A 24,196-nucleotide genomic window follows, 5' to 3' on the forward strand; every position below is an offset into this window, starting at 1 on the left:
TACACCCGAGCAGCAGCATGAGCACAGCACTTAAGCCGCATCCCAGCAGTGCCTAGTAGATTTCGTTCTAAAGTGCTACTGGCAGTTTGTATGGCTTTCTGGTGGACTTGGTACATGCGCGGCGACTCGCGAAGGACCTTGTCACAAGGCGGTCATCGCGCCTATCTAGGCTGAGCTTGCAACCTGATGAGGAGACAGGATATGAGCTTGCAGAACAGCAGCACATCGCAACAAGCGTCGCCCCACGCCAACCCGGCCTGCGGCGCGATCATTGATGCTCAGGGTCGTGAAATCCCGATCACCGAGCAGATGATCCAGAAGGCTTGCCAGGACCTGGAAAAGAGCCGGGAACAAACCGCCAAAAAAGCCTGATCGGTACCGACTTCCTGAACCCGGCGCCAGCGCCGGGTTTTTATTGCCTGCCGTTCAGACCTGCACAGCCCCCAGCGCTGCGATCATCTGCCGCAAGGCTGGCGATTCGCCATTGACCTTTACGGCAAGGCCTTCGATTTCACGACGCGCCGGGTACTGCTTGCGCAAGAGGTCGAAGGCTGCTCGCTGCTTACCCGGGTCACGGCCAAGGCTACGGCGAAAATCTGCATCGTCACGGCGCGGGTCATACACGGCTCGGCACAGCGTGGCCAAGGCCCAGGCCGGATCGGTTTCGGCTTCAAGGCTCAGTTGCGCCAGCCATGGCCGTGGCAACAGATCGACCAGTTTCACCTGCTCGGGCTCGCCTCGCCAGGCGCAGAATGCCTGATAGATCTGCGCGGTACCGCGCTGCTTGCCATCCAGGCTGTAGCCCGCAATGTGCGGCGTGGCCAGTACACACAGGTCGGCAAGTGCCAGATCAACCTGTGGTTCGCCTTCCCAGACATCCAGCACGGCCTGGACATCGTCACGGGCGAGCAACAGCTCACGCAGGGCGCTGTTATCCACCACGGGCCCTCGGCTGGCGTTGATCAGCCAGGCACCTGGCCGCAGGCGCGCCAGTCGCTCGCGATCGAGCAGATGCCAGGTTGCGTGCTCTCCGCTACGGGTCAGCGGCGTGTGCAGGCTGATCACGTCGCACTCGGCGAGAATACGCTCCAGGCCGACATAATCCCCGCCCTCGCGAGCCTGCCGCGGCGGATCACAGACCAGCACCGACCAACCCAGCCCGCGCAGCACCTCGACCAGCCGACGTCCGACTTCACCAGCCCCCACCACACCATAGGTACGCTTGGCCAGATCAACGCCATCCAGTTCGCCCAGCGTCAGCAGGCTTCCCAGTACATAGTCCACGACGCCGCGGGCATTGCAGCCGGGTGCACTGGACCAGCGAATGCCTGTCTGCTCGAAATAGTCCAGGTCGAGGTGGTCCGTACCAATGGTGCAGGTACCGACAAAACGCACCTTGCTGCCTTCAAGCAAGGCCCGATCAACCTGAGTCACCGAACGCACCAGCAGGACGTCGGCGTCCCGCACACAGGCGCTGTCGATGGCTCGCCCCGGGTAACGGCGAATTTCACCGAAGCCGGCAAAAAAAGCATCGAGCAGCGGAATATTTTCGTCGGCAACAATAAGCATGGCGATCTCCTGTCGGGGAGCGCAGTTTAGGCGCATCGGCCCCGGCCAATCCAGTCACAGGTTATTTCCTGACCGATCCGTCAACGGTTAGACTAAGCAATTTTCCACACCTTCAATGGGGACACCTGCCTTGTGACACTCATGACCACCGACACCACCCCGCTCTCCCGCCCCGCTAGTGTTCGCGCCGAATTGAGCACCCTGATGCGCCTGGCCACCCCCATCATCATCGCGCAACTGGCAACGACCGCCATGGGCTTCGTCGATGCGGTGATGGCCGGGCGGGTCGGCCCGCGGGACCTTGCCGCCGTAGCGCTGGGGAACTCCATCTGGGTGCCGGTGTTTCTATTGATGACCGGCATTCTGCTGGCGACCACGCCCAAGGTTGCCCAGCGCTTCGGCGCCGGCCAGCCTGCCGAGATTGGTCCGTTGGTGCGCCAGGCACTGTGGCTGGCACTGGCGGTCGGAATTGCTGCCAGCCTGTTGCTGATCAGTGCCGAGCCAATCCTGCACGTGATGAAGGTCGACCCGGAGTTGATCGCGCCCTGCATGGGTTATCTGAAAGGCATCGCTTTCGGCCTGCCGGCCGTAGGCATCTACTTTGTGTTGCGCTGCTGCAGCGACGGCCAGGGGCTCACACGCCCGAGCATGGTGCTGGGGCTTGCCGGGCTCATGCTGAATATCCCGTTGAACTACATCTTCATCTATGGCCACCTGGGCCTGCCGGCCATGGGCGGTGTCGGCTGTGGCTGGGCCAGCGGCATCGTCATGTGGTTCATGGCCCTGTGCATGGCGGTCTGGATCGCCCGGGCGCCGGTCTATCGCCCAAGTGAGGTGTTTGCCCGCTTCGACTGGCCGCAGTGGGCCCTGATCAAGCGCCTGCTCAGTATCGGCCTACCAATCGGCATCGCGGTATTTGCAGAGTCGAGCATCTTTGCCGTGATTGCCCTGCTGATCGGCAGCCTCGGCTCAACTGTGGTTGCCGGGCACCAGATTGCCCTCAACGTCAGCTCCCTGGTGTTCATGATTCCGTACTCGCTGGGCATGGCCGTCACCGTGCGGGTCGGCCAGGCCATCGGCGCCGGCGAGCCACGCCAGGCACGTTTTGCTGCGGGCGTCGGCATGGCCACGGCGTTGGCCTACGCCTGCTTTTCAGCAAGCCTGATGCTGCTGATGCGCGAACCCATTGCCTCGATCTACACCGCCGACAGCGCAGTCATCCAGATTGCCTCGATGCTGATCGTCTACTCGGCGCTGTTCCAGTTCTCCGACGCGGTCCAGGTCACTGCCGCCGGTGCACTGCGTGGCTATCAGGACACGCGGGTCACCATGATCCTGACCCTGTTCGCGTACTGGGGCATTGGCCTGCCGGTGGGTTACCTGCTCGGCCTGACCGACTGGCTGGGCACGGCCAGCGGGCCAAGCGGCCTCTGGGAAGGCCTGATTGTCGGCTTGACCTGCGCCGCATTGATGCTCTCGGTGCGCCTGGTGCGCAGTGCACGCAAACGCATCCGGCAGGCAGCGGCTTAATCGAGCTTCTTGCGGATCCAGTACAGGTAAGTACCCGACAGCTCCTGCTGCTCGACCAGTTCATGGCCGAGGAATACGCAGAACTTGGGAATATCGCGACGGGTCGAAGGGTCTGTCGCGATGACCTTGAGCAGGCCACCCGCGCCAAGATCGCGCACGTACTGATGCAGCATCATCACAGGCTCAGGGCAGTTCAGACCACTGGCATCAAGGACCGCATCGGCGGTCAGGGTAGAATCGGTGTCAGTCATGCTTTTCTCCGAAGACTAGGTAACAGCTGTCTTGCACTGCCTGGCTGGGCCAGTGCGACGTGCAACAGCCTCAACGTGGTTTCATATCCAGTCGGCGCAGATGGCAGGTGACCTCTTCACGGTCGTGATACAGCTGCTTGCAGCCAATCGATACCTTGACCTTGCGCGCCTTGAAGCCTTCTTCGATGCGCTCCAGCAAACGCCGAACCTCGGCATAGCGCTGCTTCATCGGCAATTTCAGGTTGACCACCGCTTCGCGGCACAGGCCCTCGCCCAGCCAGGTTTCCAGCAGTGCTGCACTACGCGCCGGCTTCTCGACGATGTCACAGACCATCCAGTCTACGGTCTGCTTGGGCTTGTAGGTAAAACCATCGGCCATCAAGTGCTGGACCAGCCCGGTGTCCATCAAGCTTTCAGCCATTGGCCCATTGTCGATAGCCGTCACCAGCATACCGCGCTTGACCAGTTGATAGGTCCAGCCACCCGGTGCGGCACCCAGGTCGACCCCGGTCATGTCTTCAGACAGGCGCTGCGGCCATTGATCGCGTGGAATAAAGTGGTGCCAGGCTTCTTCCAGCTTCAGGGTTGAGCGGCTTGGGGCTTCACGCGGGAATTTCAGCCGCGGGATCCCCATCGGCCACATGGCCGAATTGTCCGCCGCTGCCAACCCGACAAACACCCGCCGGCCACTGACAAAGGTCAGCAGCAAGCGCGGCTTGGCGGCGTCGTCCACCAGCCGGCCAGCGTTGAGCAACGCCTTGCGCAGCGGCCCCTCGAACTTGCGGCAGAACGTCGACAGTTCCTTGCCGTCGTTACTGTCCATGACCTCCAGCCAGAGGCTGCCGCACACCGGGTACTCGGCCAGGGTCTCCAGCAGCACGCTGATCCGGTCGGTTTCAGGCAGTTCGACAAAACTGCCACGGGCCCATTGCCGAGGGAAAATCAACTGCGAGAAGCGCAGTTCACGCATCAACCGCTCGGCACCTTCGGCGTCGTTGCAAATGAACTCGGCGCACGCGCTTTGCGGTTTGGCCTTGGCATAACCGGCCACATTCAGCCGCGCGGCATGCTCGGCGATTTCGGAACAGACTTCGCCCTCGAAACCGGGTCGGCAATGCATAAACAGGGTATTCATCAATCACTCCAGGACGGTCGGCAGCACACGCAGCAGACCCTGGCCGAGCGCACGGCGCAACGGCGGCAAATCGGCGAATGATAAAGGAGTTTAGGAACCAGTGACACGTCCCGCCGGTCCAGTATTTAGCCGGGCCCGGCAATCAGGTCTAACCTGACCCTTCAGCCAGGTCCGTGCGTTGCGGACCGACACCTTGACGGTGAGTTCGGCGACCGCAGGGCGATTGCCGATCACCGGCCCAGAAGGAGTTGACCCATGCCCTCGCTCGACAGCCTGAATACCCTCAAGACCCTGACGGTAGGCAACCGCCTCTACCACTATTACAGCCTGCCTGAGGCCGCCCGCAGCCTGGGCGACCTGAGCGCACTGCCCCTGTCGCTCAAGGTACTGCTGGAAAACCTGTTGCGCTGGGAGGACGGCAAGACGGTCACCGGCAGCGACCTGTATGCCCTGGCCAAATGGCTTGAAAATCGCCGGTCCGACCGCGAAATCCAGTACCGCCCGGCGCGGGTACTGATGCAGGATTTCACCGGGGTACCCGCGGTGGTCGACCTGGCGGCCATGCGCGCTGCCATGGCCAAGGCCGGGGGAGACCCTCAGCGCATCAACCCGCTGTCACCGGTGGACCTGGTGATCGACCACTCAGTGATGGTCGACCGCTACGCCAGCCAGCAGGCTTTCAGTGAAAACGTCGACATCGAAATGCAGCGCAATGGCGAGCGCTATGCCTTTCTGCGCTGGGGGCAAAACGCGTTCGACAATTTCCGTGTGGTACCGCCAGGTACCGGCATTTGCCACCAGGTCAACCTCGAGTACCTGGGGCAGACCGTCTGGACCCGCGAGGAAGACGGCCGTACCTACGCCTTCCCCGACACACTGGTTGGCACTGATTCGCACACCACCATGATCAACGGCCTGGGCGTGCTGGGTTGGGGAGTGGGCGGCATCGAAGCAGAGGCAGCCATGCTCGGCCAGCCAGTTTCCATGCTGATCCCCGAAGTGATTGGTTTCCAATTGACCGGCAAACTGCGCGAGGGCATCACGGCCACCGACCTGGTGTTGACCGTCACCCAGATGCTGCGCAAGAAAGGCGTGGTCGGCAAATTCGTTGAGTTCTATGGCGACGGCCTGGCCGACCTGCCCTTGGCCGACCGCGCCACGATCGCCAACATGGCCCCGGAATACGGTGCCACCTGCGGCTTCTTCCCGGTCGACGACATCACCCTGGATTACCTGCGCCTGTCGGGTCGGCCCAAGGCAACCGTGAAACGGGTCGAGGCCTATTGCAAAGCGCAAGGCCTATGGCGCCTGCCCGGCCACGCGCCCGCCTTTACCGACACCCTGGCACTGGACCTGAACAGCGTCGAAGCCAGCCTTGCAGGCCCGAAACGCCCGCAAGACCGCGTGGCGCTTTCGCAGGTCCGCCAAGCCTTCGATGACTTCATGAGCCTGCAACCCAAGGCGAGCGCGCGCAATGGCGGGGTGACTACTGGCAGCGATTATCCGGCTCTGCAAGAGGGGGCGGTGGTCATCGCCGCCATAACCTCCTGTACCAACACCTCCAACCCCAGCGTAATGATGGCTGCCGGGCTGGTGGCCAAAAAAGCCGTGGAGAAAGGCTTGCAACGCAAACCCTGGGTGAAGAGCTCGCTGGCACCCGGCTCAAAAGTGGTGACTGACTATTACCAGGCAGCAGGCCTGACCCCTTACCTGAACGACCTTGGCTTCGACCTGGTGGGCTATGGCTGTACCACCTGCATCGGTAACTCCGGCCCTCTGGACGCGCCCGTCGAAAAGGCGATCACCGAACATGACCTGACCGTAGCGTCGGTACTCTCCGGCAACCGCAACTTTGAAGGCCGTGTGCACCCTCTGGTAAAAACCAACTGGTTGGCTTCGCCGCCGCTGGTGGTGGCCTATGCCCTGGCCGGCAGCGTACGTATCGACCTGAGCAAAGAACCGCTGGGCACTGGCCGGGACGGCCAACCCGTCTACCTGCGCGACATCTGGCCCAGCCAACAGGAAATTGCCATGGCCGTGGCCAGCGTCGATACGGCGATGTTCCATAAAGAGTATGCCGAAGTCTTTGCAGGAGACGCCCAATGGCAAGCCATCGAGGTACCGCAGGCTGCCACCTACGCCTGGCAGAACGACTCGACCTATATTCAACACCCACCGTTCTTCGATGACATCACTGGCCCGCTGCCACAGATTCAAGACATTCACGGCGCACGCATCCTGGCATTGCTGGGTGATTCGGTGACCACCGACCATATCTCGCCAGCCGGCAACATCAAGGCTGACAGCCCGGCCGGGCGCTACCTGCGCGACAAGGGCGTGGCCCCGCCTGATTTCAACTCCTACGGCTCACGTCGCGGCAACCATGAGGTGATGATGCGCGGCACCTTCGCCAATATCCGTATCCGCAACGAAATGCTCGGTGGCGAAGAAGGCGGTAACACCGTGCATATTCCCAGCGGCGAGAAACTGTCGATCTACGATGCCGCCATGCGCTACCGCACCGACGGCACGCCACTGGTGGTGATCGCTGGTCAAGAGTATGGCACCGGGTCCAGCCGCGACTGGGCTGCCAAGGGTACCAACCTGCTGGGCGTGAAAGCAGTACTGGCGGAAAGCTTCGAGCGTATCCACCGCTCCAACCTGGTGGGCATGGGCGTACTGCCCCTGCAATTCAGGCCCGGACAAAATCGCAAGACCCTGGCGTTCAAGGGGGATGAGCGTATCGATATCCTTGGCCTGAGCGGGGCCGCCCTTTCACCGGGAATGGCGCTGCGCCTGCGTATCACCCGGGACAACGGTCGCGAGGATAGCCTGGAGGTCTTGTGCCGCATCGACACCCTGAACGAAGTGGAGTACTTCAAGGCAGGCGGCATCCTGCACTACGTGCTGCGGCAGCTGATCGCCGGCAAGGGGGCCTGATGGATGGCCCTGCGGCCATCGTCGTTGCCCCGTAAAAAGGCGTGTCTTTTACCGTGCAGTTCAAGTCCAACATCGCGGACTTCACCGTAAGGTAATCGACATGCCATCACCTCGTGGGGTTGCCCTTGCCCTGCTCTGCCTCGGTTACGCCTTCGCGCTGAGCCAGGGCCAACTGACACGTGCCGCCCTACCCGGGTTAATCCTGCTGCTGTGTGCGGCAGCGCTTGTGCAACGACCTCGCAGCAGCTGGTTGAAGGCCTGCGGCCATGGGTTGTTCGTGCTGCTCGCGGCGGGGCTGGCCCTGCATTGGCTTCCCGGCTTCAACAGCGCCAAAGTCATCGACGCGCAACGCTTCAGTACCGACGCCGCACCCTACTCGATGTACCTGAACCTGGATAAGCCGCTGATCGCGTTCTGGATACTGCTGGCTTGCCCGTGGATGCTGGCCGGCACACGCAACATCTCCACCAGCGTCCCCATGATTGCAACCATGACCGCCGTGATCGCTATGGCCTGCCTGGGCAGTGCACAATTGCTCGGCATGGTCGCCTGGGCACCGAAATGGCCAACACAGGGCTGGCTATGGCTGGCCAACAACCTGCTGCTGGTGAGCGTGACCGAAGAAGTGCTGTTTCGCGGGTACATTCAGGGTGGCCTGCAACACCTGCTCAGGCACCGTGAGCATGGCCAGCGCCTGGCGCTGCTATTGGCCGCAGGCGTATTCGGCCTGGCCCACCTCGGTGGCGGTTGGCAATGGGTGGTACTGGCAAGCATTGCAGGCGCAGGTTACGGCCTGGTTTACCGCCATGGCGGGCTGCTGGCAGCGGTTGTCAGCCACTTCACCCTGAACCTGCTGCATTTCAGTTTGTTCACCTACCCAATGCTGAATAAATGAGCCAAAGTGTGAACGACTGGTCAGTTGCTGACTTTTATGTCAAAAGCATGAAAGAATGCTTGCAATTTTCTAAAAGCTGCAGCTTTTTTCGCATAACTCAGGTCATGATTGAAAACCCTGCGCTCGATCAATGGCTGCAAAAATCGACTCAATAAAAACAACTCGCTGCCGATACCCCTCGAAAGCCTTCCGGATTGAACAGCTAATGCGTAATAACCAGCCGATTACCCAGCGCGAACGGACGTTTCCAGATCAACAACGTTTGATTTCGACTACCGATGCCAAAGGTCTGATTACCTACTGCAACGATGCCTTCGTCGAAATCAGCGGTTTCTCGCGAGAGGAGCTGTTGCGCGCCCCACACAACCTGGTTCGCCATCCGGACGTGCCGCCGGCGGTATTTGCTCACATGTGGGGCACCCTGAAACAGGGGCTGCCATGGATGGGTATCGTCAAGAACCGCTGCAAGAACGGTGATCACTACTGGGTCAACGCCTACGTGACTCCTGTTTTTGAAAACAATCAGGTCGTCGGCTACGAGTCCGTGCGGGTAAAACCGACGGCTGAACAAATACGCCGCGCCCAAGGGTTGTACGAGCGAATCAACCAGGGCAAGTCGGCTATTCCAAAGCGTGACAAGTGGCTGCCGGTGCTGCAGGACTGGCTACCGTTCATTCTGGTCAGCCAGATCGGTTTCCTGATCGGTAACTGGCTCGGCCATTCGTGGGGCTTTGCCCTGGCCGCTGGCTTGTCCGTGCCACTGGGCCTGATGGGCCTGACCTGGCAACAACGCGGCCTCAAGCGCCTGCTGCGTCTGGCCGAGCAGACCACCTCTGACCCGCTGATCGCCCAAATGTACAGCGACAGCCGTGGAGTTCAGGGCCGCCTGGAAATGGCAATGCTCAGCCAGGATGCACGCCTCAAGACCTGCCTGACCCGCCTACAGGACACCGCTGAACACCTGAACGAACAGGCGCGTCAATCCGACACCCTGGCGCATAACAGCTCCTCGGGGCTGGAGCGCCAACGCGTTGAAACCGAACAGGTCGCCGCTGCCGTCAACCAGATGGCCGCCACCACTCAAGAAGTGGCCAACCACGTTCAACGCACCGCCGATGCCACCCAGGAAGCCAATCGCCTGACTGGACGCGGCCGGGATATCGCCGGGGAAACCCGCGAAGCCATCCAGCGCCTGTCCCAGGCCGTCGGCGAAACCGGGCAGACCGTGACGCAACTGGCACGTGACAGTGACGAAATCGGCGGCGTGGTGGATGTGATCAAAGGCATTGCCGACCAGACCAACCTGCTGGCACTGAACGCTGCCATCGAGGCTGCCCGTGCCGGCGAAATGGGCCGCGGCTTCGCGGTCGTCGCGGATGAAGTTCGTCAACTGGCACAACGCACCAGCGAATCGACCGGCCAGATCCACGGGCTGATCGCCAAGCTGCAGCAAACTGCCAGCAACGCCGTACAGACCATGGAAGCGGGCCATCGTCAGGCCGAAGAAGGCGTGGCTCGGGTCATGGAAGCCGACCAGGCACTGCTGGGTATCAGCGAAGCGGTGGCCAACATCACCGACATGACCACCCAGATCGCTGCCGCCACCGAAGAGCAGACTGCCGTGGCCGATGAGATCAGCCGCAATATCAGCACCATTGCTCAACTGGCCGATCAAACCTCCGAGCAGGCCCAGCACTCTGCCCTGCTTAGCGAAGAGTTGACCCGCACCGCCACCAGCCAGTACTCGCTGGTCGAACGCTTCAACCGCTGAACCGGTCAGGCGCACAGCCACAAGGCTGTGCGCCGACACCCCATCTACCAGTCGAGCGTCAGCTCGCTCTCGAAGTAGCGCTCTTCACCACTTAACGGGTCCTTGAAACGCAGGCTATGCGCCAGCAGTTTCAGCGGCTTGCTGTAATCGTCGTCCTCGTGACGCACCTCTGGGTAGAAGGGATCGTTACAGATGCTCGCCCCCAGCGCAGTCATGTGCACGCGCAACTGATGCGTCTTGCCGGTCACTGGCGACAGCCCATACCGCCAGAACTCGCCATTTTTTTCCAATACGTCGGCCAGCGTCTCGCTGTTACTGACCCCGTCTACTTCCTGCATGCGGAAAAATGGCTCCCCGCTGACCAGGCGGCTTTTATGCACCAAGGGGAACGCCAGTGCTGGCAAGGCAGGGGCAATAGCCTGATAACGCTTGTCGATCTGCCGATTGGGAAACAATGATTGATACGCGGAACGGCTCTGTGGATTGGCAGAAAACAGCACCAGGCCTGCGGTGTGTCGATCGATACGATGCAACGGCACCAGGTTCGGGTTATCCAGACGACGGATCAGCCGCCGCAGCAGGGTCTGCTCGACATACTCGCCCGTGGGCGTTACTGGCAAGAAATGCGGTTTGTCGGCCACCACCAGGTGCTCATCCACATGCACCAGGGTTTCCTGCACGAGAATCGGCTTTTCGTTAGGCACTTCACGAAAGTAATGGATGCGCAGCCCCTGGCGATAGGGCAGGTCGACCGGGATCGGTGCACCCTGAGCATCCAGCACACGGCCCCGGGCAATACGGTCAAGCCATTGTTCACGCCCGATGGCCTTGAAGTGATCACACAGGCAGTCCAGTACCGTTAACCAGGCACCTGGGGGGAGACAGACGGTGCTGGCTTGATGCTGTGCCGGATCGAATGAAGCGAAGGCCATGGGAACACCCAGAGGATAATGGCCGACCATTATCCCGCATGGCACTCAGCTCAGCCAGCCTGAACCGCTGCCGCTTCGGTGAACTCCTTGAGCCAGCGCAGTACATCGACGGCGTCCCAGCGCGTAGGGTCATACAGCGCATACAGCAACCCCTGATAACCGACCACATCCAATGGGCGGTGATAGCCGGCACGTTGAAACAAGGCTTCTATTTCAGCGAAGCAGGTGTTGAAGTGCAGTTTGTTGAAGGGTGTCTTGCCCTCAAGCACAAGCCCGTCAAGGCGCAGTTCAAGCACCGCCTCACTGACCATCTCGACCGACATGCGATTGACGGTGTACTTCAGTTGTTCGACGTTGACCATGTTTCGAGTCCTTGGGCGTAACCGCCCGCAAATACTGTATCTATATACAGCATATTGAGTGACCTGCATGCCGTCAATGACAGCACCTCACTTACTGCAGGCCAGGCAGGTAACCGGTGCCCTTGCGAATCGTCAGGATCTGCCGGCGCTCGGCAGAGGCCGATAACCCCAGGTGCACCCAACTGTCGAACTCCAGTATCAGTTGATCAAACGCCAGCGTGCTTTGCGCTATCAACTGCGCCAGCTCCAGCGGAGCCATGCCCGCAACACTGATGTCTGCCGCCAACCCCAGCCTGTGCGTACTCTTGGGCGAGCCACCCACTGCGCGATTGAGTGCGGGCGAACGGTAGCCGCTGCTGACCAGCACGGGACGGCCAACCAGGCTGCGCACCTGCTCCAGCGTGGCGCAAAGGCGCTTGAGATTGAGCAGAACCTCATCATTCGGGGTGTTATCGATACCCAGGCGACTGGCGGTCCGGGACGCGGTCATCTCGGACAGGGTGAAGTGTTTGGAAAGGTTCATGGATGCCACTCCTTTGGCTGAATAGGTCACACACGCTGCCGCTCCCGAGGCAACGGAGTAGAGTGTGAACCCGTCCAGGCCCGGTGTGCGCCAGGAAAAAGCCACCGGGAAGAAACGACATCAGCGCAGAAAGGCGACGACCTGCTCGGCATCAAAAGGCCAGTTCAACTCGGCACCGCTGTCGCAACGACGCAGCACGGGAATTCGCAGCCCATAACGCTCGACCTGCATCTCGTCCTCGGCAATATCCACCAGTTCGACCAACAGGCCATGCTCGACAAACGGCATCAACAGGGCTTCTGCCACTTCACACAAGTGACATCCCAGGGTGCCGAACAGCTGGCATTCAGGAAGCATTGACAGTTACCGATAAAAAGAATGAATGGGTATTTTAGGTCGAGGGTACAAGGCCGTCGAGGCACTTGCCCCACGCCATCCCTGACGCCTGCGATACTGATTCGAATCAAGGAGCCACGCAGCACCTGGCGCTATGCTTTTGTGTTTTTTTGCTGTTTTCGTACATGGAGTATGTTGTGTTTGCAAACCTGCTGATCATTCTGGCGTCATCGCTGGTCGTCATTGCCATCTTCCGCCGCGTACAGCTACCACCTGTGCTCGGCTATCTCTGCGTTGGCCTGTTCGTTGGCCCAACCGCGCTGGACTGGGTCAATGAAAGCGAAGAACTGCCGGACCTTGCCGAAATGGGCGTGGTATTCCTGCTGTTTTCCCTCGGCCTGGAGTTTTCCCTGTCGAAAATGATGGCGCTGCGCAAAGTGGTGTTCGGCCTCGGCAGCCTGCAGGTCATTTGCTCCACGTTTGTACTGGCCGGGCTACTCGCCCTGCTCGGCATGCCGACCAACGCAGCATTGCTGCTGGGGGGTGGCCTGGCGCTGTCGTCCACCGCGATCGTCAGCAAGGAGCTGACCAGCCTCGGGGAAATTTTCAGCAGCCACGGGCAGAACGCGATCGGTGTATTGCTGTTCCAGGATGTCGTGGCGGTTCTACTACTGACACTGGTACCGGTGTTTGCCGGGCAAAGCGGCCAGGCGTGGTACTTCGCACTGCCACTCACGCTGGGCAAGACGGTGATCCTCTTCGTCGGCCTGCTGATGGCCAGCCGCTGGTTGCTGCCCCGACTGTTCCACGAAGTGGCCAACTCTCATTCGGCGGAACTATTCGTTCTGCTGGCGCTGGTCATCGTGCTGCTGACGGCCTGGCTGACACACCTGCTGGGCCTGTCTCCGGCACTGGGCGCGTTCCTGGCCGGCATGCTGCTGGGTGAAAGCCATTATCGCCATCAGATCGAGGCGGACATTCGCCCCTTCCGCGACATCCTGCTGGGGCTGTTTTTCGTCAGTATCGGCATGCTGATCGACCTGCAATTGTTCGCCAGCCATGGCCTGGAGATCCTCGCCTTGACCCTGGCCCTGCTGGTTATCAAGGGCGCGGTGGTGGCTGCCCTGGTTCGCGTTCGTGGCAGCGACAGCGAGACCGCATGGCGCAGCGGCCTGGCACTGGCCCAGGGCGGAGAATTCTGTTTCGCCCTCATGGCCCAGATGCAACACAACAAACTGCTGCCCGAGGCGCTCGGCGACCTGCTGCTGGCGGCAACGTTCTGCTCGATGCTGGTCACCCCCCTGCTGCTGCGCGCGGCGCCCTCTATCGCCGCACGCCTGCACCGCAAACCCAACCAGGAAGTTCAACTGGAAGAAATCGGCGCACAGAGCGCGGCCCTGAGCGGCCACGTACTGATTTGCGGTTATGGCCGGGTTGGCCAGTCGATCGGACGCTTCCTGCGCCAGGAGCAGCTCGCCTTCATCGCCCTGGATGACGACCCGGTGCGCGTGCAGGAAGCTGCAGCGGGGGAACACAACGTCCATTACGGGGACTCACGCCGCGGCGAGCTGCTGGCGGCAATCGGCCTGGACCGGGCACGCCTGCTGGTCATTGCCGTGGACAAGACAGAAGTTGCCTTGAATGTGCTCAAGGCCGCACGCCAACTGAACCGTGACGTTCCAATTCTCGTGCGTACCCGTGATGACAGCCAGCGCGAAGAACTGCGCGCCGCCGGTGCCAACGCGGTGGTACCGGAGTTGCTGGAGTCCAGCCTGATGCTGGCCTCCCATGCACTGGTCATGCTCGGCCTGCCGCAGGACCAGGTGCAAAAGCGTGTCGACGAAGTACGCAGGACCCGCTATCGCCTGCTCCATGGCTTCTATCATGGTGCGCAGACCAGCCTGATCGACAGCGAAGGGCAACCCAAAGTGCTGCTGCACGCTGTGAGCCTGGGGGCCGACGCCTATGCCTGTGGCCGTCCGCTGGGCGAACTGGCCCTTGAGACACTGGGTGTCGAGCTGCAATCCGTACAGCGCCAGGGTAACGATTTGAAACTCAATGCCAGTACCTGCCTGCATGCGGGCGACGCCGTGGTGCTCAGCGGCCCGCTGGAAGCGATAGAAGCCTGCGAATCACTGCTGCTGGGCGGTCGCTAGTCGGCCTCAGTCCTGGCTGGTGGCGCCGATCTTGTGAATCGACAAATCGGCGCCGTAATACTCCTGCTCCTGACTCAGGCGCAAGCCATGCACACGCTTGATCACACCATACACGCTGAAACCACCAGCCAGCGCCACCAACACCCCCGCCAGGCTGCCAATCAACTGGCTGATCAGACTGACACCGCCCAATCCACCCAAGGCACTCTGGCCAAAAATGCCACAGGCAATACCGCCCCAGACCCCGCAGACGCCGTGCAGTGGCCAAACACCCAATACATCATCAAGCTTCCAGCGGTTCTGCGCCGCGGTAAAACACCAGACAAACAGCGCACCGGCAATTGCACCGGTTGCCAGCGCACCAACGGGGTGCATGAGGTCCGAACCCGCACAGACAGCCACCAACCCGGCAAGCGGTCCGTTGTGCAGAAAACCAGGGTCGTTACGCCCCACCAGCAGCGCTGCCAACGTTCCACCAACCATCGCCATCAGCGAGTTGACCGCCACCAGGCCGCTGACGGCCTGCAAGGTCTGCGCACTCATGACATTGAAGCCAAACCAGCCGACGATCAGAATCCACGACCCCAAGGCCAGAAACGGGATATTGGAGGGTGCAAAGGCCACCAGGCGTCCCTCACGGTAACGACCATTGCGCGGCCCCAGCAGCAACACTGCGGCCAAGGCCAGCCAACCGCCCATGGCGTGCACCACCACAGAGCCGGCAAAGTCATGGAAGCCAGCCCCGAAACGCGCCTGCAACCAGGCCTGGACACCGAAATTGCCGTTCCAGACAACCCCCTCGAAAAAGGGATAGACAAAGGCAACGATCAGCGCAGTGGCACACAACTGCGGCACAAAGCGTGCACGCTCGGCGATACCACCGGAAATAATCGCCGGGATCGCTGCCGCGAAGGTCAGCAGAAAGAAGAACTTGACCAATCCATAGCCATGATCGGCACCCAGCGTGGCGGCCGGATGCATGAAGCTGACACCATAGGAAATCCAGTAACCCACGAAGAAATAGGCCAAGGTCGAAATGGCGAAGTCACTGAGGATCTTCGACAAGGCGTTGACCTGATTCTTGTGCCGCACAGTTCCCACCTCAAGGAAGGCGAAACCGGCATGCATGGCCAGGACCATCACGGCCCCCAGCAAGATGAACAAGGTGTTGGAGCCATGAACCAGTGTGTCCACGGCGCTTTGCAAGTTTTCCATGTAAAGGCAGGCCTGCAAGGGGAGAAAAAGCACCAAAGCAGTTCGCACACCCCTTGCGACGCCCCGATTTGGCGCACCTGCAAGGCCGAACGCACTACCTGCTTGAGTTTTTTCTGGGGTTTGTCTTGGATTGGGTTAAGGTTTATCCACCAGCCTCGGGCCTTACGCCCACATTCAGCGCAAGAACGAGCCCGGATGCACCACAGCACAGCAAAAGCTGTACCAGTGAACCTTTGATACCGCTGCACACTCGAACTATTCACATGCCTCTGAGGGAAACGCCGATGACCAGCAAAATGGCAAAGAATGCTCAAGAAACCCTGATGGCAGATTTCCAGACCCTGGTGCGTGACACCGAAAAACTGCTGGAACATACCGCGACACTGGCCGGCGACCAGGCGGATGAACTGCGCACCCAAATCCACGACAGCCTGCTGCGCGCCCGAGAAACCCTGAAATTGACCGAAGACTCTCTGCGCGAGCGCGGTCAGGCAGCCTTGGGCGCCACCGAGGAGTATGTACAAAGCAACCCATGGCGCTCGGTGGGTATCGCGGCGGGTGTCGGCCTTCTGATTGGCCTGCTGGCCAGCCGTCGCTGAGGCCCTGCGGTATGGAAACCGAAACAACCAACAACGGGCCGTCTTCCCGACGGCTCGGTGCCGCCGTCCTGGGCCTGCTGCACGGCCATGTGGAACTGTTCGGTATCGAGTTGCAGGAACAGAAAACGCGAAGCCTCGGCCTGCTGCTGCTGGCCGGGCTGGCCCTGGTGTTCACACTGCTGCTGCTGGGCGCATTGTCCGTGCTGGTACTGATCCTGCTCTGGGACAGCTACCGACTGGCCGGGATCATTGGCCTGTGCGTGTTCCATGGATTGGCGGCGCTGTTTTGCGGTTTGCGCCTGAAGGCGCTGATATCCGACGAGACCTCCCCCTTCAGTGCAACCCTTGAGGAACTGGCCAAAGACCGGGAGCGCCTGTTGCCATGAGCCTGTCCCAGCTACCCCACAAACCTAACCGCCATGACCTGCGCAAGGCGCTGGTGCGCTTGCAAATGGAAATGCACCGCCAGGAAATCCGCCAAGCCTCGGGTGAGCTGCTCGAGCCACTGACTCGCCTGAAAAAAATGACGGGCAACCTGCAGGATGGCCTGGGTATCAAACACGCGCCGCTCTGGGGGCTGGGCGCCGTTGTCGCCTTGGGTTTCCTCACCGGCAAGGGCGCCAGAAGCGGCAATCTTGCTCGCCTGATTCGCCTGGGCAGCAGCCTGATTCCCTTGATCAGGGTATTCATGCAGCCCCCCTCTGGCAGACCCTGAGCAAACTGGCTGCATTCTTGCAGCGTCGGCCAGCAGGCCTTGCACTGGCAAGGCCTCGTTGCCAACCCACTTCACCTGAGGAGCCGCCGTGTTCGACGGGCAACCGCTCGCCTGCTTTCAGCCCTTCATCGATACTGCCACAGGCCGTATCGCCGGCGTGGAAGCCCTTGGACGCTTGCGCCAAGCCGACGGCTCGCTGCAGAGCGTCGGCGCGCTGTTCAACGATCCTTCACTGCCCATAGACAACCTGCGCGAACTTGATCGGCAACTGCGTCAACATGCCCTGCGACAGTTCCATCTTGCCCCTGAGGACTGGTTTCTCAGCCTGAATATCTCCCCACGCTGGGTCAGTGAGCTGGCGACCGGGCAACCACTGCCAAGCTTGATGCAGTTAGAAAAAGAGGGTATCGATCCACAACGGGTGGTCTTCGAGATCACCGAACTCAGTGGTGACCCGCAACGCCTGGCCGAGGTGGTCAAGCGCTATCGCCAAGCCGGTGCAAGGATCGCCATTGATGATTTCGGTGCTGGCTACTCCCAATTGGACCGGGTGCTGGCGCTGCAGCCCGACATCCTCAAACTGGACATGCGCCTGTTTCAGGCCGCCGCTCGAGGCGGGCCCAGTAGCGAAGTGGTAAAAGCCCTCGCGCAGATGGCGGAAAAGACCGGCTGCTGGATCATCGCCGAAGGGGTCGAGACTGAAGCGGAGCTGAACTTCGCGCTCGAGTGCGGTGCACGCTTCGTCCAAGGGTTTCTGTTTGCACAGGCCGAACTCGAATTCTTCCCGGCCGAGGCTTTTGTCGAACGTTTTGCTCATCTGCGCCAACAGTACGTCCATGGCAAGCTTGACGAGCGCAAACGCTTGATGGACATGCGCCGCAAGCTGAGCACCCTGATGCCACAACTGCACGCCTGGGCCATGGCGAAGGCACCGCTCAAGCAGCTGCCACAGCTGGACGCCTATCCCTGGGTATTACGCTTTTTTCAATGTGACCGCCATGGTACCCAACTGACCCCGAATCTGGAGTGGCGGGAGCGTCGCTGGCATAGCGATGCCAGCTATCTGGGCCACAACTGGTCATGGCGCCCCTACTTCTACCAACTGCTCGCCGAAGGCTGGGAAGAACGTCGACTGATCCTCTCGACCACCTACCGCGATGCCACCAGCAACCAGTATTGCCTGACGGCAGGACAGTTTTTCGATGAAGGTCGACGCTTGTTGTTGATCGATGTCGACGCAGCCGGGCTGTAAGGCTTGCAGCCGAGCGCTCGACACAGGAAGCTAGGGCAATGACTGCCTTGCACCTGACCTGGAGAAATGGCCTTGGATTGGCACACCCTGCTTACCCGCGAACGCCTTGGTAAAACCCTGCACAGCCCCGAAGAGCTCGGACGTAGCCCGTTCCACAAAGACCATGACCGCATCATCTTCTCCGGCGCCTTCCGCCGCCTGGGGCGCAAGACCCAGGTCCACCCGGTGTCAAGCAACGACCATATCCACACCCGCCTGACCCACTCCCTGGAAGTCAGTTGCGTGGGCCGCTCACTGGGCATGCGCGTCGGCGAAACCCTGCGCGATAGCCTGCCCCAATGGTGTGAACCCAGTGACCTGGGCATGGTGGTTCAGTCGGCCTGCCTGGCCCATGACATTGGTAATCCACCGTTCGGCCATTCTGGCGAAGACGCCATACGCCACTGGTTTCAGCAAGCGGCCGGGCGCGGCTGGCTGGATGCAATGAGCGACGCCGAGCGTGCCGACTTCCTCAACTTTGAAGGCAATGCCCAGGGCTTTCGCGTGCTGACACAACTGGAGTACCACCAGTTCGATGGCGGCACCCGTTTGACCTACGCAACGCTGGGCACCTACCTGAAATACCCGTGGACCGCGCGCCATGCCGACGCGCTTGGCTACAAGAAGCACAAGTTCGGCTGTTATCAGAGCGAACTGCCGCTGCTTGAGCAGATCGCCCGAAAGCTGGGCCTGCCGCAACTGGAAGAACAGCGCTGGGCGCGCCATCCACTGGTCTACCTGATGGAGGCAGCAGACGACATCTGCTATGCCCTCATCGACCTTGAAGACGGCCTTGAGATGGAGCTGCTGGACTATGCCGAAGTCGAGTCGCTGTTGCTTGGCCTGGTCGGCGATGACCTACCGGAAACCTACCGCCAGCTCGGCCCCGCTGATTCGCGTCGACGCAAACTGGCGATCCTGCGCGGCAAGGCCATCGAGCACCTCACCAACGCCGCGGCCCGCGCCTTTGTCGAGCAGCAACCCGCGCTGCTCGCAGGCACGCTGCAGGGGGATCTGGTCGAGCATATGCACGGTCCGGCCAAGCGTTGCGTACTCCAGGCCAAGGACATGGCGCGCAAAAAAATCTTCCAGGACAAACGCAAGACACTGCATGAAATCGGCGCCTACACCACACTGGAAATTCTCCTCAACTCGTTCTGTGGTGCAGCCTTGGAACAGCATGGTGGGCGCACGCCCTCGTTCAAGCACCGTCGCATTCTCGACCTGCTCGGCAACAATGCGCCGAACCCGGCAGGCTCCCTGCACAACTCATTCATGCGCATGATCGACTTCATCGCCGGGATGACCGACAGCTATGCCAGCGAGATGGCGCGCGAAATGACCGGGCGTTCGAGCCTGGTCTGAGCCGACGCCCGCCCACAAGAGTCCTGCCCGTCAGGACTCTTGTACAGCAGAAGCTTACATACCAAATTAACTCGCCCTGTAAGAAACAACCTACAAATACAACAAACAACTTAAACAGTTCGTAAAACGCGCAACAAATTGATTAAAAAACAGCATTGACACAACAAGTATCGAGCTAAACGCGTAGTCCTACACTGTTTAAATTGTAGGAATTATCCCATATTGGCCACTCTCCCCCCTGTATGCCTGCGCACCGGTCTACATCTGAGCTAAGGTGCGCCCTCCTATTGGTTCCCACCGGAAGAGGCCTATGTATTCTGTTTTTATTGTTGATGATCACCCGGTCATACGTTTAGCCGTGCGCATGCTGTTGGAGAATGAAGGCTACCAGGTAGCCGGCGAATCGGATAACGGCGTAGATGCCATGCAAATGGTTCGAGAATGCCAGCCAGACCTTATTATTCTGGACATCAGCATCCCGAAACTCGACGGGCTGGAAGTGCTTTCACGCTTTCATGCCATGTCGCTCCCCTTCAAGATACTGGTGCTGACGGCCCAGTCCCCAACACTGTTTGCCATGCGCTGCATGCAGTCGGGCGCCAGCGGGTATGTGTGCAAGCAAGAAGACCTCAGCGAACTGCTCAGCGCCATAAAAGCGGTACTGTCGGGATACAACTACTTCCCTAGCCAAGCCCTTACTCACGCCCGGGATGCTGAAAACACCAACAACGAGATTGATCTCTTCAAACACGTCAATGACCGGGAACTTATGGTGCTGCAACTCTTTGCCCAAGGCAGGAGTAACAAGGAAATTGCCAAAGGCATGTTTCTCAGTAACAAGACCGTGAGCACTTACAAGAAGCGCCTGATGCAAAAGCTCAGGGCAAACTCGCTGGTGGAATTGATTGAAATGGCAAAACGCAATGCACTGGTATGAAGAGCGCCATGGTGAAGCACTTCACTGCCGCATGCATGCTGGCGATATCCGCCTGTACCTTGCAGGCGGCAATGGCCGAGGTCGACCAACCGGGTCAGTATGCCCTGCTTAGCCGCTCGGGCCCGGTTCGGATCAACATCACCCTGACACCAGAGCAGACGGAATGGCTCAATGACAAACACGAACTGATACTGGGTACCTCAGCGCCGGATTACCCCCCGTTCGACATGACCGCCAGCGGCCGTGACTACGAGGGCCTGACGGCGGACTACGCCGGCTTGCTGAGCAATACGCTCGATATCCCGATTCGCGTCGAACGTTTCGCCAACCGAGAGGATGCCGTTCGCGCACTGACCGAGGGCAGGATCGATCTGCTGGGCAGCGCCAACGGCTACGAGGCCGGCGCACAGGGCGTCGTACTCTCACACCCCTACGCGATTGATCAACCGGTACTGGTCACCCGCGAAGACGAAAGCAGGCCGCTCAACACCGGCCTGGCCAATCTGCGCTTGAGCATGGTTTACCATTACTTGCCACTGGACGAGGTACGCACCACCTACCCCAAAGCGACCACCCACACCTACGTGTCCTACCAGCACGCACTCAATGCCGTGGCGTTCGATCAGGCCGATGTTTTTCTCGGCGATACCATCTCGACACACTACATGATCAACCAGGGCTACTTGCAGAACGTCAAGATGGCCAACTTCGGCAAACACGAACCCGTGGGCTTCAGCTTTGCCCTGCGTAGCGACAACAAGATGCTGCTGGGGATGGTCAACGCAACACTCAGCGCGGTATCCAGCGCCACGCGGGAACGCATCTTCCAGCGCTGGAGCGCAGGTAGCGGAGTCTTGCTGAGCGACCGCAAACTGCAACTGTCCAAGCGCGAAGAGCGCTGGCTGGGTGAACATCCCGTGGTACGCGTGGTGGTCAACGAAAACGCTGCACCACTGACCTTCTTTGACAGTTCCGGCAATTTTCGCGGCATCGCCGCCGACCTGCTCGAACTGATTCGCCTGCGCACAGGGCTGCGCTTCGAGGTGCAACGCACCACGGGCATCAGCGACATGATCCACCGTATCGACAACAACAATGCCGATGTGATCGCCGCCATTTCGCCCAGCGCCGAGCGCGATGCCACGCTCGCGATCAGTCGGCCCTACCTGGAAAACTCCTATGTCCTGGTGACGCGCAAGGGATCGGATCAGCCAACCAGCCTGGAGCAATTGCAAGGCAAGCGGGTAGCACTGACCCGAGGCAGCACGGTCATCAACCTGCTGCGCCAACGTTTTCCAACGATTCAACTGGTCGAGACAGAAAGCACCTCAACGTCAACCTCGCTGCTCGCCCAAGGCCAGGTGGACGGTACGATCACGGCGTTGATCAATGCCAATTTCAGCATGGCCTCCGAGCCGGATCTGATCATTCGCTCGACGGTCGGCGCCGAGCCGTCAAACTTTTCGATGGCCACGGCCAAAGGCGCCCAGGAACTCAGTTCGATTCTCGACAAGGCCTTGCTGAGCATCACCCCCGAAGAGCTGGGCGTCATCAACAGCCGCTGGCGCGGCTACAGCGCCGGTGGTGACTCGTACTGGCGCAATCATCAGCGCCTGATCGTGCAGATCATTCTCGGCACCGCTGCGCTACTGCTGCTATCGCTGGCCTGGAACGCCTGGATGCGTCGGCAGATCAAACAGCGTGAAGCGGCTGAGCGCGCCCTCAACGACCAGTTGGCCTTCATGCGTGCAATGGTCAACGGCACCCCACACCCCATCTATGTCCGGGATCGCCAGGGGCTGCTGCAAACCTGCAACGAAAGCTACCTGGAGGCGCTTGAGGCCAAAGCGGAAGCGGTGCTCGGCAAGCCGGTGCCATCCGGCGGAAAAGGTGGAAAGCGCCAGGCGCGAAAGATCCATGCGGACTACGAGATGGTCATGAAGCAGGGTACACCGCTGATCGGCGATCGCCCCCTGCTGCTCAAGGACCGGCAATTGACCATCTATCACTGGATCCTGCCGTACCGCGACTCGCTAGGTGAGGTTCAGGGCATCATTGGCGGCTGGATCGACATCAGCGAACGCCGCCAACTGATCGAAGACCTGCGCCTGGCGAAGAAACAGGCCGACGAGGCCAACCGTGCCAAGAGCACCTTCCTGGCCACCATGAGCCATGAAATCCGTACCCCCATGAATGCGGTGATCGGCATGCTTGAACTGGCGCTCAAACGCGCCGAAAAGGGTCAGCTCGACCAACTGGCCATCGAAGTCGCACACAACTCGGCGACCGACCTGCTGGCATTGATTGGTGACATTCTGGACATTGCCCGCATCGAATCCGGCCACCTGAGCCTGGCGCCGGAGCGCGTCAATCTGGCCGAACTGGTGGAGTCAGTAGGACGGGTGTTCGACGGGCTGGCTCGTCAGAAAGGCCTGCGCCTGAACATGGACATCGCCATCAATGCTCAACGCGAAGTATTGCTCGACCCGCTTCGCTTCAAGCAGATCCTGTCCAACCTGGTCAGCAACGCCATCAAGTTTACCGAACGTGGCCATGTCACTGTACATGTGTCCCTGTACCCGAACCCGGGTGCCAGCGGGCTGACCCTGGAAATGTCGGTGCAGGACACCGGCATCGGCATCAGCCAAAGCGACCAGCAACGCCTGTTCCATCCCTTTGCCCAAGTCTCCCCCGAGAGCCAGTTGGCCCGCAGTGGCACCGGCCTGGGCCTGGTGATCAGTCGCAACCTGTGTGAAATGATGGGTGGCCGGCTGATCCTTCACAGTCAACCGGGGCACGGTACCGATGTTCAGGTCACCATGCCGCTGACCGGGCTTGAGGCCTGCACCGAAACCCAGGCACCGGAACCGGAAACACCCGCAGTGCCGGCGGAAATGAGCGTACTGGTCGTCGACGATCACCCGGCCAACCTGTTGTTGATGGCCCAGCAACTGGATTATCTGGGCGTGCGCCATACCAGCGCCGAGGACGGCCTGAGCGGGCTGCACGCCTGGAAGCAGGGGCATTTCGATGTACTTATCATCGATTGCAACATGCCGCGAATGAACGGCTACCAGCTTGCCCAGGCCATTCGCGAGCATGAGCAGCAACACGGGCTGACTCGCTGCACCCTGTGGGGTTACACCGCCAACGCCCAGCCAGAGGCTCGTGGGCAGTGCCTGCAGGCCGGCATGGATGACTGCCTGCTCAAACCGATCAGCCTCAGAGCCCTTGGCCAGCGCCTGGCACAAGCACCGCTGCTGCCCCATGCGCCACACGTGGCACACGTCGCCGAACTGGACCTTGAGCGCCTGGAGCCTGTGGTAGGTAGCTCTCGCAGCGATCTGCGCCGCCTGCTCGAACAACTGCTGCAAAGCAATCAGCGCGACCGGCAGACATTGCTGGAACTCGACACACAGGGGTCACCAGAAGCCTTGATGGACCATGCCCACAAGGTACTTGGGGCGGCACGCATCGTTCAGGCATCAGCCTTGATGGAAGCCTGCGAGCAGTTGGAGCGCGCGTGCAGCAAAAATGCCCAGGAACCGGTAATCCGGCGTCGGCGCCAACGGCTGTTGCGGGAAATGCAGACGTTCGAACTGGCCTTGCAGGAAAAAATTACAGAGCTGAGCGCTGTAACAAGCCTGCAGGAGGAGTGAGGAGGAAGCAAAACA

21 protein-coding genes are annotated in these 24,196 nt (G+C 60.5%); 13 read left to right on the plus strand and 8 right to left on the minus strand.

Translation table 11 applies throughout. The features are described from left to right. Positions 1 to 201 precede the first annotated feature (201 nt). Positions 202 to 372 carry a PA1571 family protein gene (locus tag CS390_RS25090; protein ID WP_177442415.1) on the plus strand — a complete coding sequence of 57 codons (171 nt, stop codon included), beginning with the start codon at positions 202 to 204 and terminating at the stop codon, positions 370 to 372. Between the two features lie 54 nt (positions 373 to 426). On the opposite strand, the gene pdxB is transcribed toward CS390_RS25090, so the two are convergent. Continuing rightward, complete coding sequence (pdxB, locus tag CS390_RS16850; protein ID WP_099775408.1) at positions 427 to 1,569, minus strand: 4-phosphoerythronate dehydrogenase PdxB; 1,143 nt, start codon at positions 1,567 to 1,569, stop codon at positions 427 to 429. 141 nt (positions 1,570 to 1,710) lie between these two features. Here pdxB and CS390_RS16855 point away from each other — a divergent pair, with 141 nt between their 5' ends. Continuing rightward, a complete protein-coding gene (locus tag CS390_RS16855; RefSeq protein ID WP_099775409.1) occupies positions 1,711 to 3,099 on the plus strand; it encodes an MATE family efflux transporter in 1,389 nt (462 codons plus the stop codon). Here CS390_RS16855 and tusA read toward each other — a convergent pair. Both tusA and rlmM read right to left on the minus strand, forming a co-directional pair. Then, complete coding sequence (tusA, locus tag CS390_RS16860) at positions 3,096 to 3,350, minus strand: sulfurtransferase TusA (RefSeq protein ID WP_065758433.1); 255 nt, start codon at positions 3,348 to 3,350, stop codon at positions 3,096 to 3,098. The two genes, CS390_RS16855 and tusA, sit on opposite strands and share 4 nt — an antisense overlap. A 70-nt stretch (positions 3,351 to 3,420) precedes the next feature. Continuing rightward, the gene (gene rlmM, locus CS390_RS16865) at positions 3,421 to 4,485 is read right to left on the minus strand and encodes a 23S rRNA (cytidine(2498)-2'-O)-methyltransferase RlmM (protein WP_065758432.1); all 1,065 of its coding nucleotides are present in this window, start codon (positions 4,483 to 4,485) and stop codon (positions 3,421 to 3,423) included. A gap of 255 nt (positions 4,486 to 4,740) precedes the next feature. On the opposite strand from rlmM, the gene acnA reads away from it, so the two are divergent. From acnA to CS390_RS16880, 3 genes are all read left to right on the plus strand, one after another. Next, positions 4,741 to 7,425: an aconitate hydratase AcnA gene (acnA, locus tag CS390_RS16870; protein ID WP_099775410.1), complete on the plus strand. Its 2,685-nt coding sequence runs from the start codon at positions 4,741 to 4,743 to the stop codon at positions 7,423 to 7,425. A gap of 100 nt (positions 7,426 to 7,525) precedes the next feature. After that, a complete protein-coding gene (locus CS390_RS16875; RefSeq protein ID WP_099775411.1) occupies positions 7,526 to 8,320 on the plus strand; it encodes a CPBP family intramembrane glutamic endopeptidase in 795 nt (264 codons plus the stop codon). Positions 8,321 to 8,525: 205 nt separating this feature from the next. Continuing rightward, complete coding sequence (locus CS390_RS16880) at positions 8,526 to 10,091, plus strand: PAS domain-containing methyl-accepting chemotaxis protein (RefSeq protein ID WP_099775412.1); 1,566 nt, start codon at positions 8,526 to 8,528, stop codon at positions 10,089 to 10,091. Positions 10,092 to 10,135: 44 nt separating this feature from the next. Here CS390_RS16880 and CS390_RS16885 read toward each other — a convergent pair whose 3' ends face one another. The 4 genes from CS390_RS16885 to CS390_RS16900 form a co-directional block, all read right to left on the minus strand. Continuing rightward, entirely contained in the window at positions 10,136 to 11,023 is an 888-nt protein-coding gene (locus CS390_RS16885; protein ID WP_065761174.1) for a pseudouridine synthase, read from the minus strand. A 50-nt stretch (positions 11,024 to 11,073) separates the two neighbouring features. Continuing rightward, positions 11,074 to 11,385: a transcriptional regulator gene (locus tag CS390_RS16890; RefSeq protein ID WP_065761171.1), complete on the minus strand. Its 312-nt coding sequence runs from the start codon at positions 11,383 to 11,385 to the stop codon at positions 11,074 to 11,076. Positions 11,386 to 11,476: 91 nt separating this feature from the next. After that, positions 11,477 to 11,908, minus strand: a complete 432-nt coding sequence (locus tag CS390_RS16895) for a D-Ala-D-Ala carboxypeptidase family metallohydrolase (protein ID WP_099775413.1) — start codon at positions 11,906 to 11,908, stop codon at positions 11,477 to 11,479. A gap of 120 nt (positions 11,909 to 12,028) precedes the next feature. Then, positions 12,029 to 12,265, minus strand: coding sequence for a glutaredoxin family protein (locus tag CS390_RS16900; RefSeq protein WP_065761169.1), 237 nt, complete (start codon positions 12,263 to 12,265; stop codon positions 12,029 to 12,031). A gap of 176 nt (positions 12,266 to 12,441) precedes the next feature. On the opposite strand from CS390_RS16900, the gene CS390_RS16905 reads away from it, so the two are divergent. Continuing rightward, positions 12,442 to 14,400 carry a monovalent cation:proton antiporter-2 (CPA2) family protein gene (locus CS390_RS16905; protein ID WP_099775414.1) on the plus strand — a complete coding sequence of 653 codons (1,959 nt, stop codon included), beginning with the start codon at positions 12,442 to 12,444 and terminating at the stop codon, positions 14,398 to 14,400. Positions 14,401 to 14,406: 6 nt separating this feature from the next. Here CS390_RS16905 and CS390_RS16910 read toward each other — a convergent pair whose 3' ends face one another. Continuing rightward, complete coding sequence (locus tag CS390_RS16910; protein ID WP_065761167.1) at positions 14,407 to 15,615, minus strand: ammonium transporter; 1,209 nt, start codon at positions 15,613 to 15,615, stop codon at positions 14,407 to 14,409. A gap of 284 nt (positions 15,616 to 15,899) precedes the next feature. Here CS390_RS16910 and CS390_RS16915 point away from each other — a divergent pair, with 284 nt between their 5' ends. The 7 genes from CS390_RS16915 (at position 15,900) to CS390_RS16945 (ending at position 24,181) form a co-directional block, all read left to right on the plus strand. Further along, entirely contained in the window at positions 15,900 to 16,214 is a 315-nt protein-coding gene (locus CS390_RS16915) for a YqjD family protein (RefSeq protein WP_065761166.1), read from the plus strand. An 11-nt stretch (positions 16,215 to 16,225) separates the two neighbouring features. Then, entirely contained in the window at positions 16,226 to 16,600 is a 375-nt protein-coding gene (locus CS390_RS16920) for a phage holin family protein (RefSeq protein WP_065761165.1), read from the plus strand. Then, positions 16,597 to 16,929 (plus strand): hypothetical protein, encoded by a 333-nt coding sequence (locus CS390_RS16925; RefSeq protein WP_099775415.1) that lies wholly within the window; start codon positions 16,597 to 16,599, stop codon positions 16,927 to 16,929. Before CS390_RS16920 ends, CS390_RS16925 begins: the two co-directional genes overlap by 4 nt. A gap of 88 nt (positions 16,930 to 17,017) precedes the next feature. Then, positions 17,018 to 18,181, plus strand: coding sequence for an EAL domain-containing protein (locus CS390_RS16930; RefSeq protein ID WP_065761163.1), 1,164 nt, complete (start codon positions 17,018 to 17,020; stop codon positions 18,179 to 18,181). Between the two features lie 72 nt (positions 18,182 to 18,253). Next, positions 18,254 to 19,585 carry a deoxyguanosinetriphosphate triphosphohydrolase gene (locus CS390_RS16935; RefSeq protein WP_099776744.1) on the plus strand — a complete coding sequence of 444 codons (1,332 nt, stop codon included), beginning with the start codon at positions 18,254 to 18,256 and terminating at the stop codon, positions 19,583 to 19,585. A gap of 310 nt (positions 19,586 to 19,895) precedes the next feature. Next, the gene (locus tag CS390_RS16940) at positions 19,896 to 20,522 is read left to right on the plus strand and encodes a response regulator transcription factor (RefSeq protein WP_065761162.1); all 627 of its coding nucleotides are present in this window, start codon (positions 19,896 to 19,898) and stop codon (positions 20,520 to 20,522) included. Further along, on the plus strand, positions 20,519 to 24,181 hold the full coding sequence (locus tag CS390_RS16945) for a transporter substrate-binding domain-containing protein (protein WP_371918203.1): 3,663 nt from the start codon (positions 20,519 to 20,521) through the stop codon (positions 24,179 to 24,181). Before CS390_RS16940 ends, CS390_RS16945 begins: the two co-directional genes overlap by 4 nt. Positions 24,182 to 24,196 lie beyond the last annotated feature (15 nt).

The sequence above is a fragment of the Pseudomonas sp. HLS-6 genome (assembly GCF_002753995.1).
In the GTDB taxonomy this organism is placed as follows: domain Bacteria; phylum Pseudomonadota; class Gammaproteobacteria; order Pseudomonadales; family Pseudomonadaceae; genus Aquipseudomonas; species Aquipseudomonas defluvii.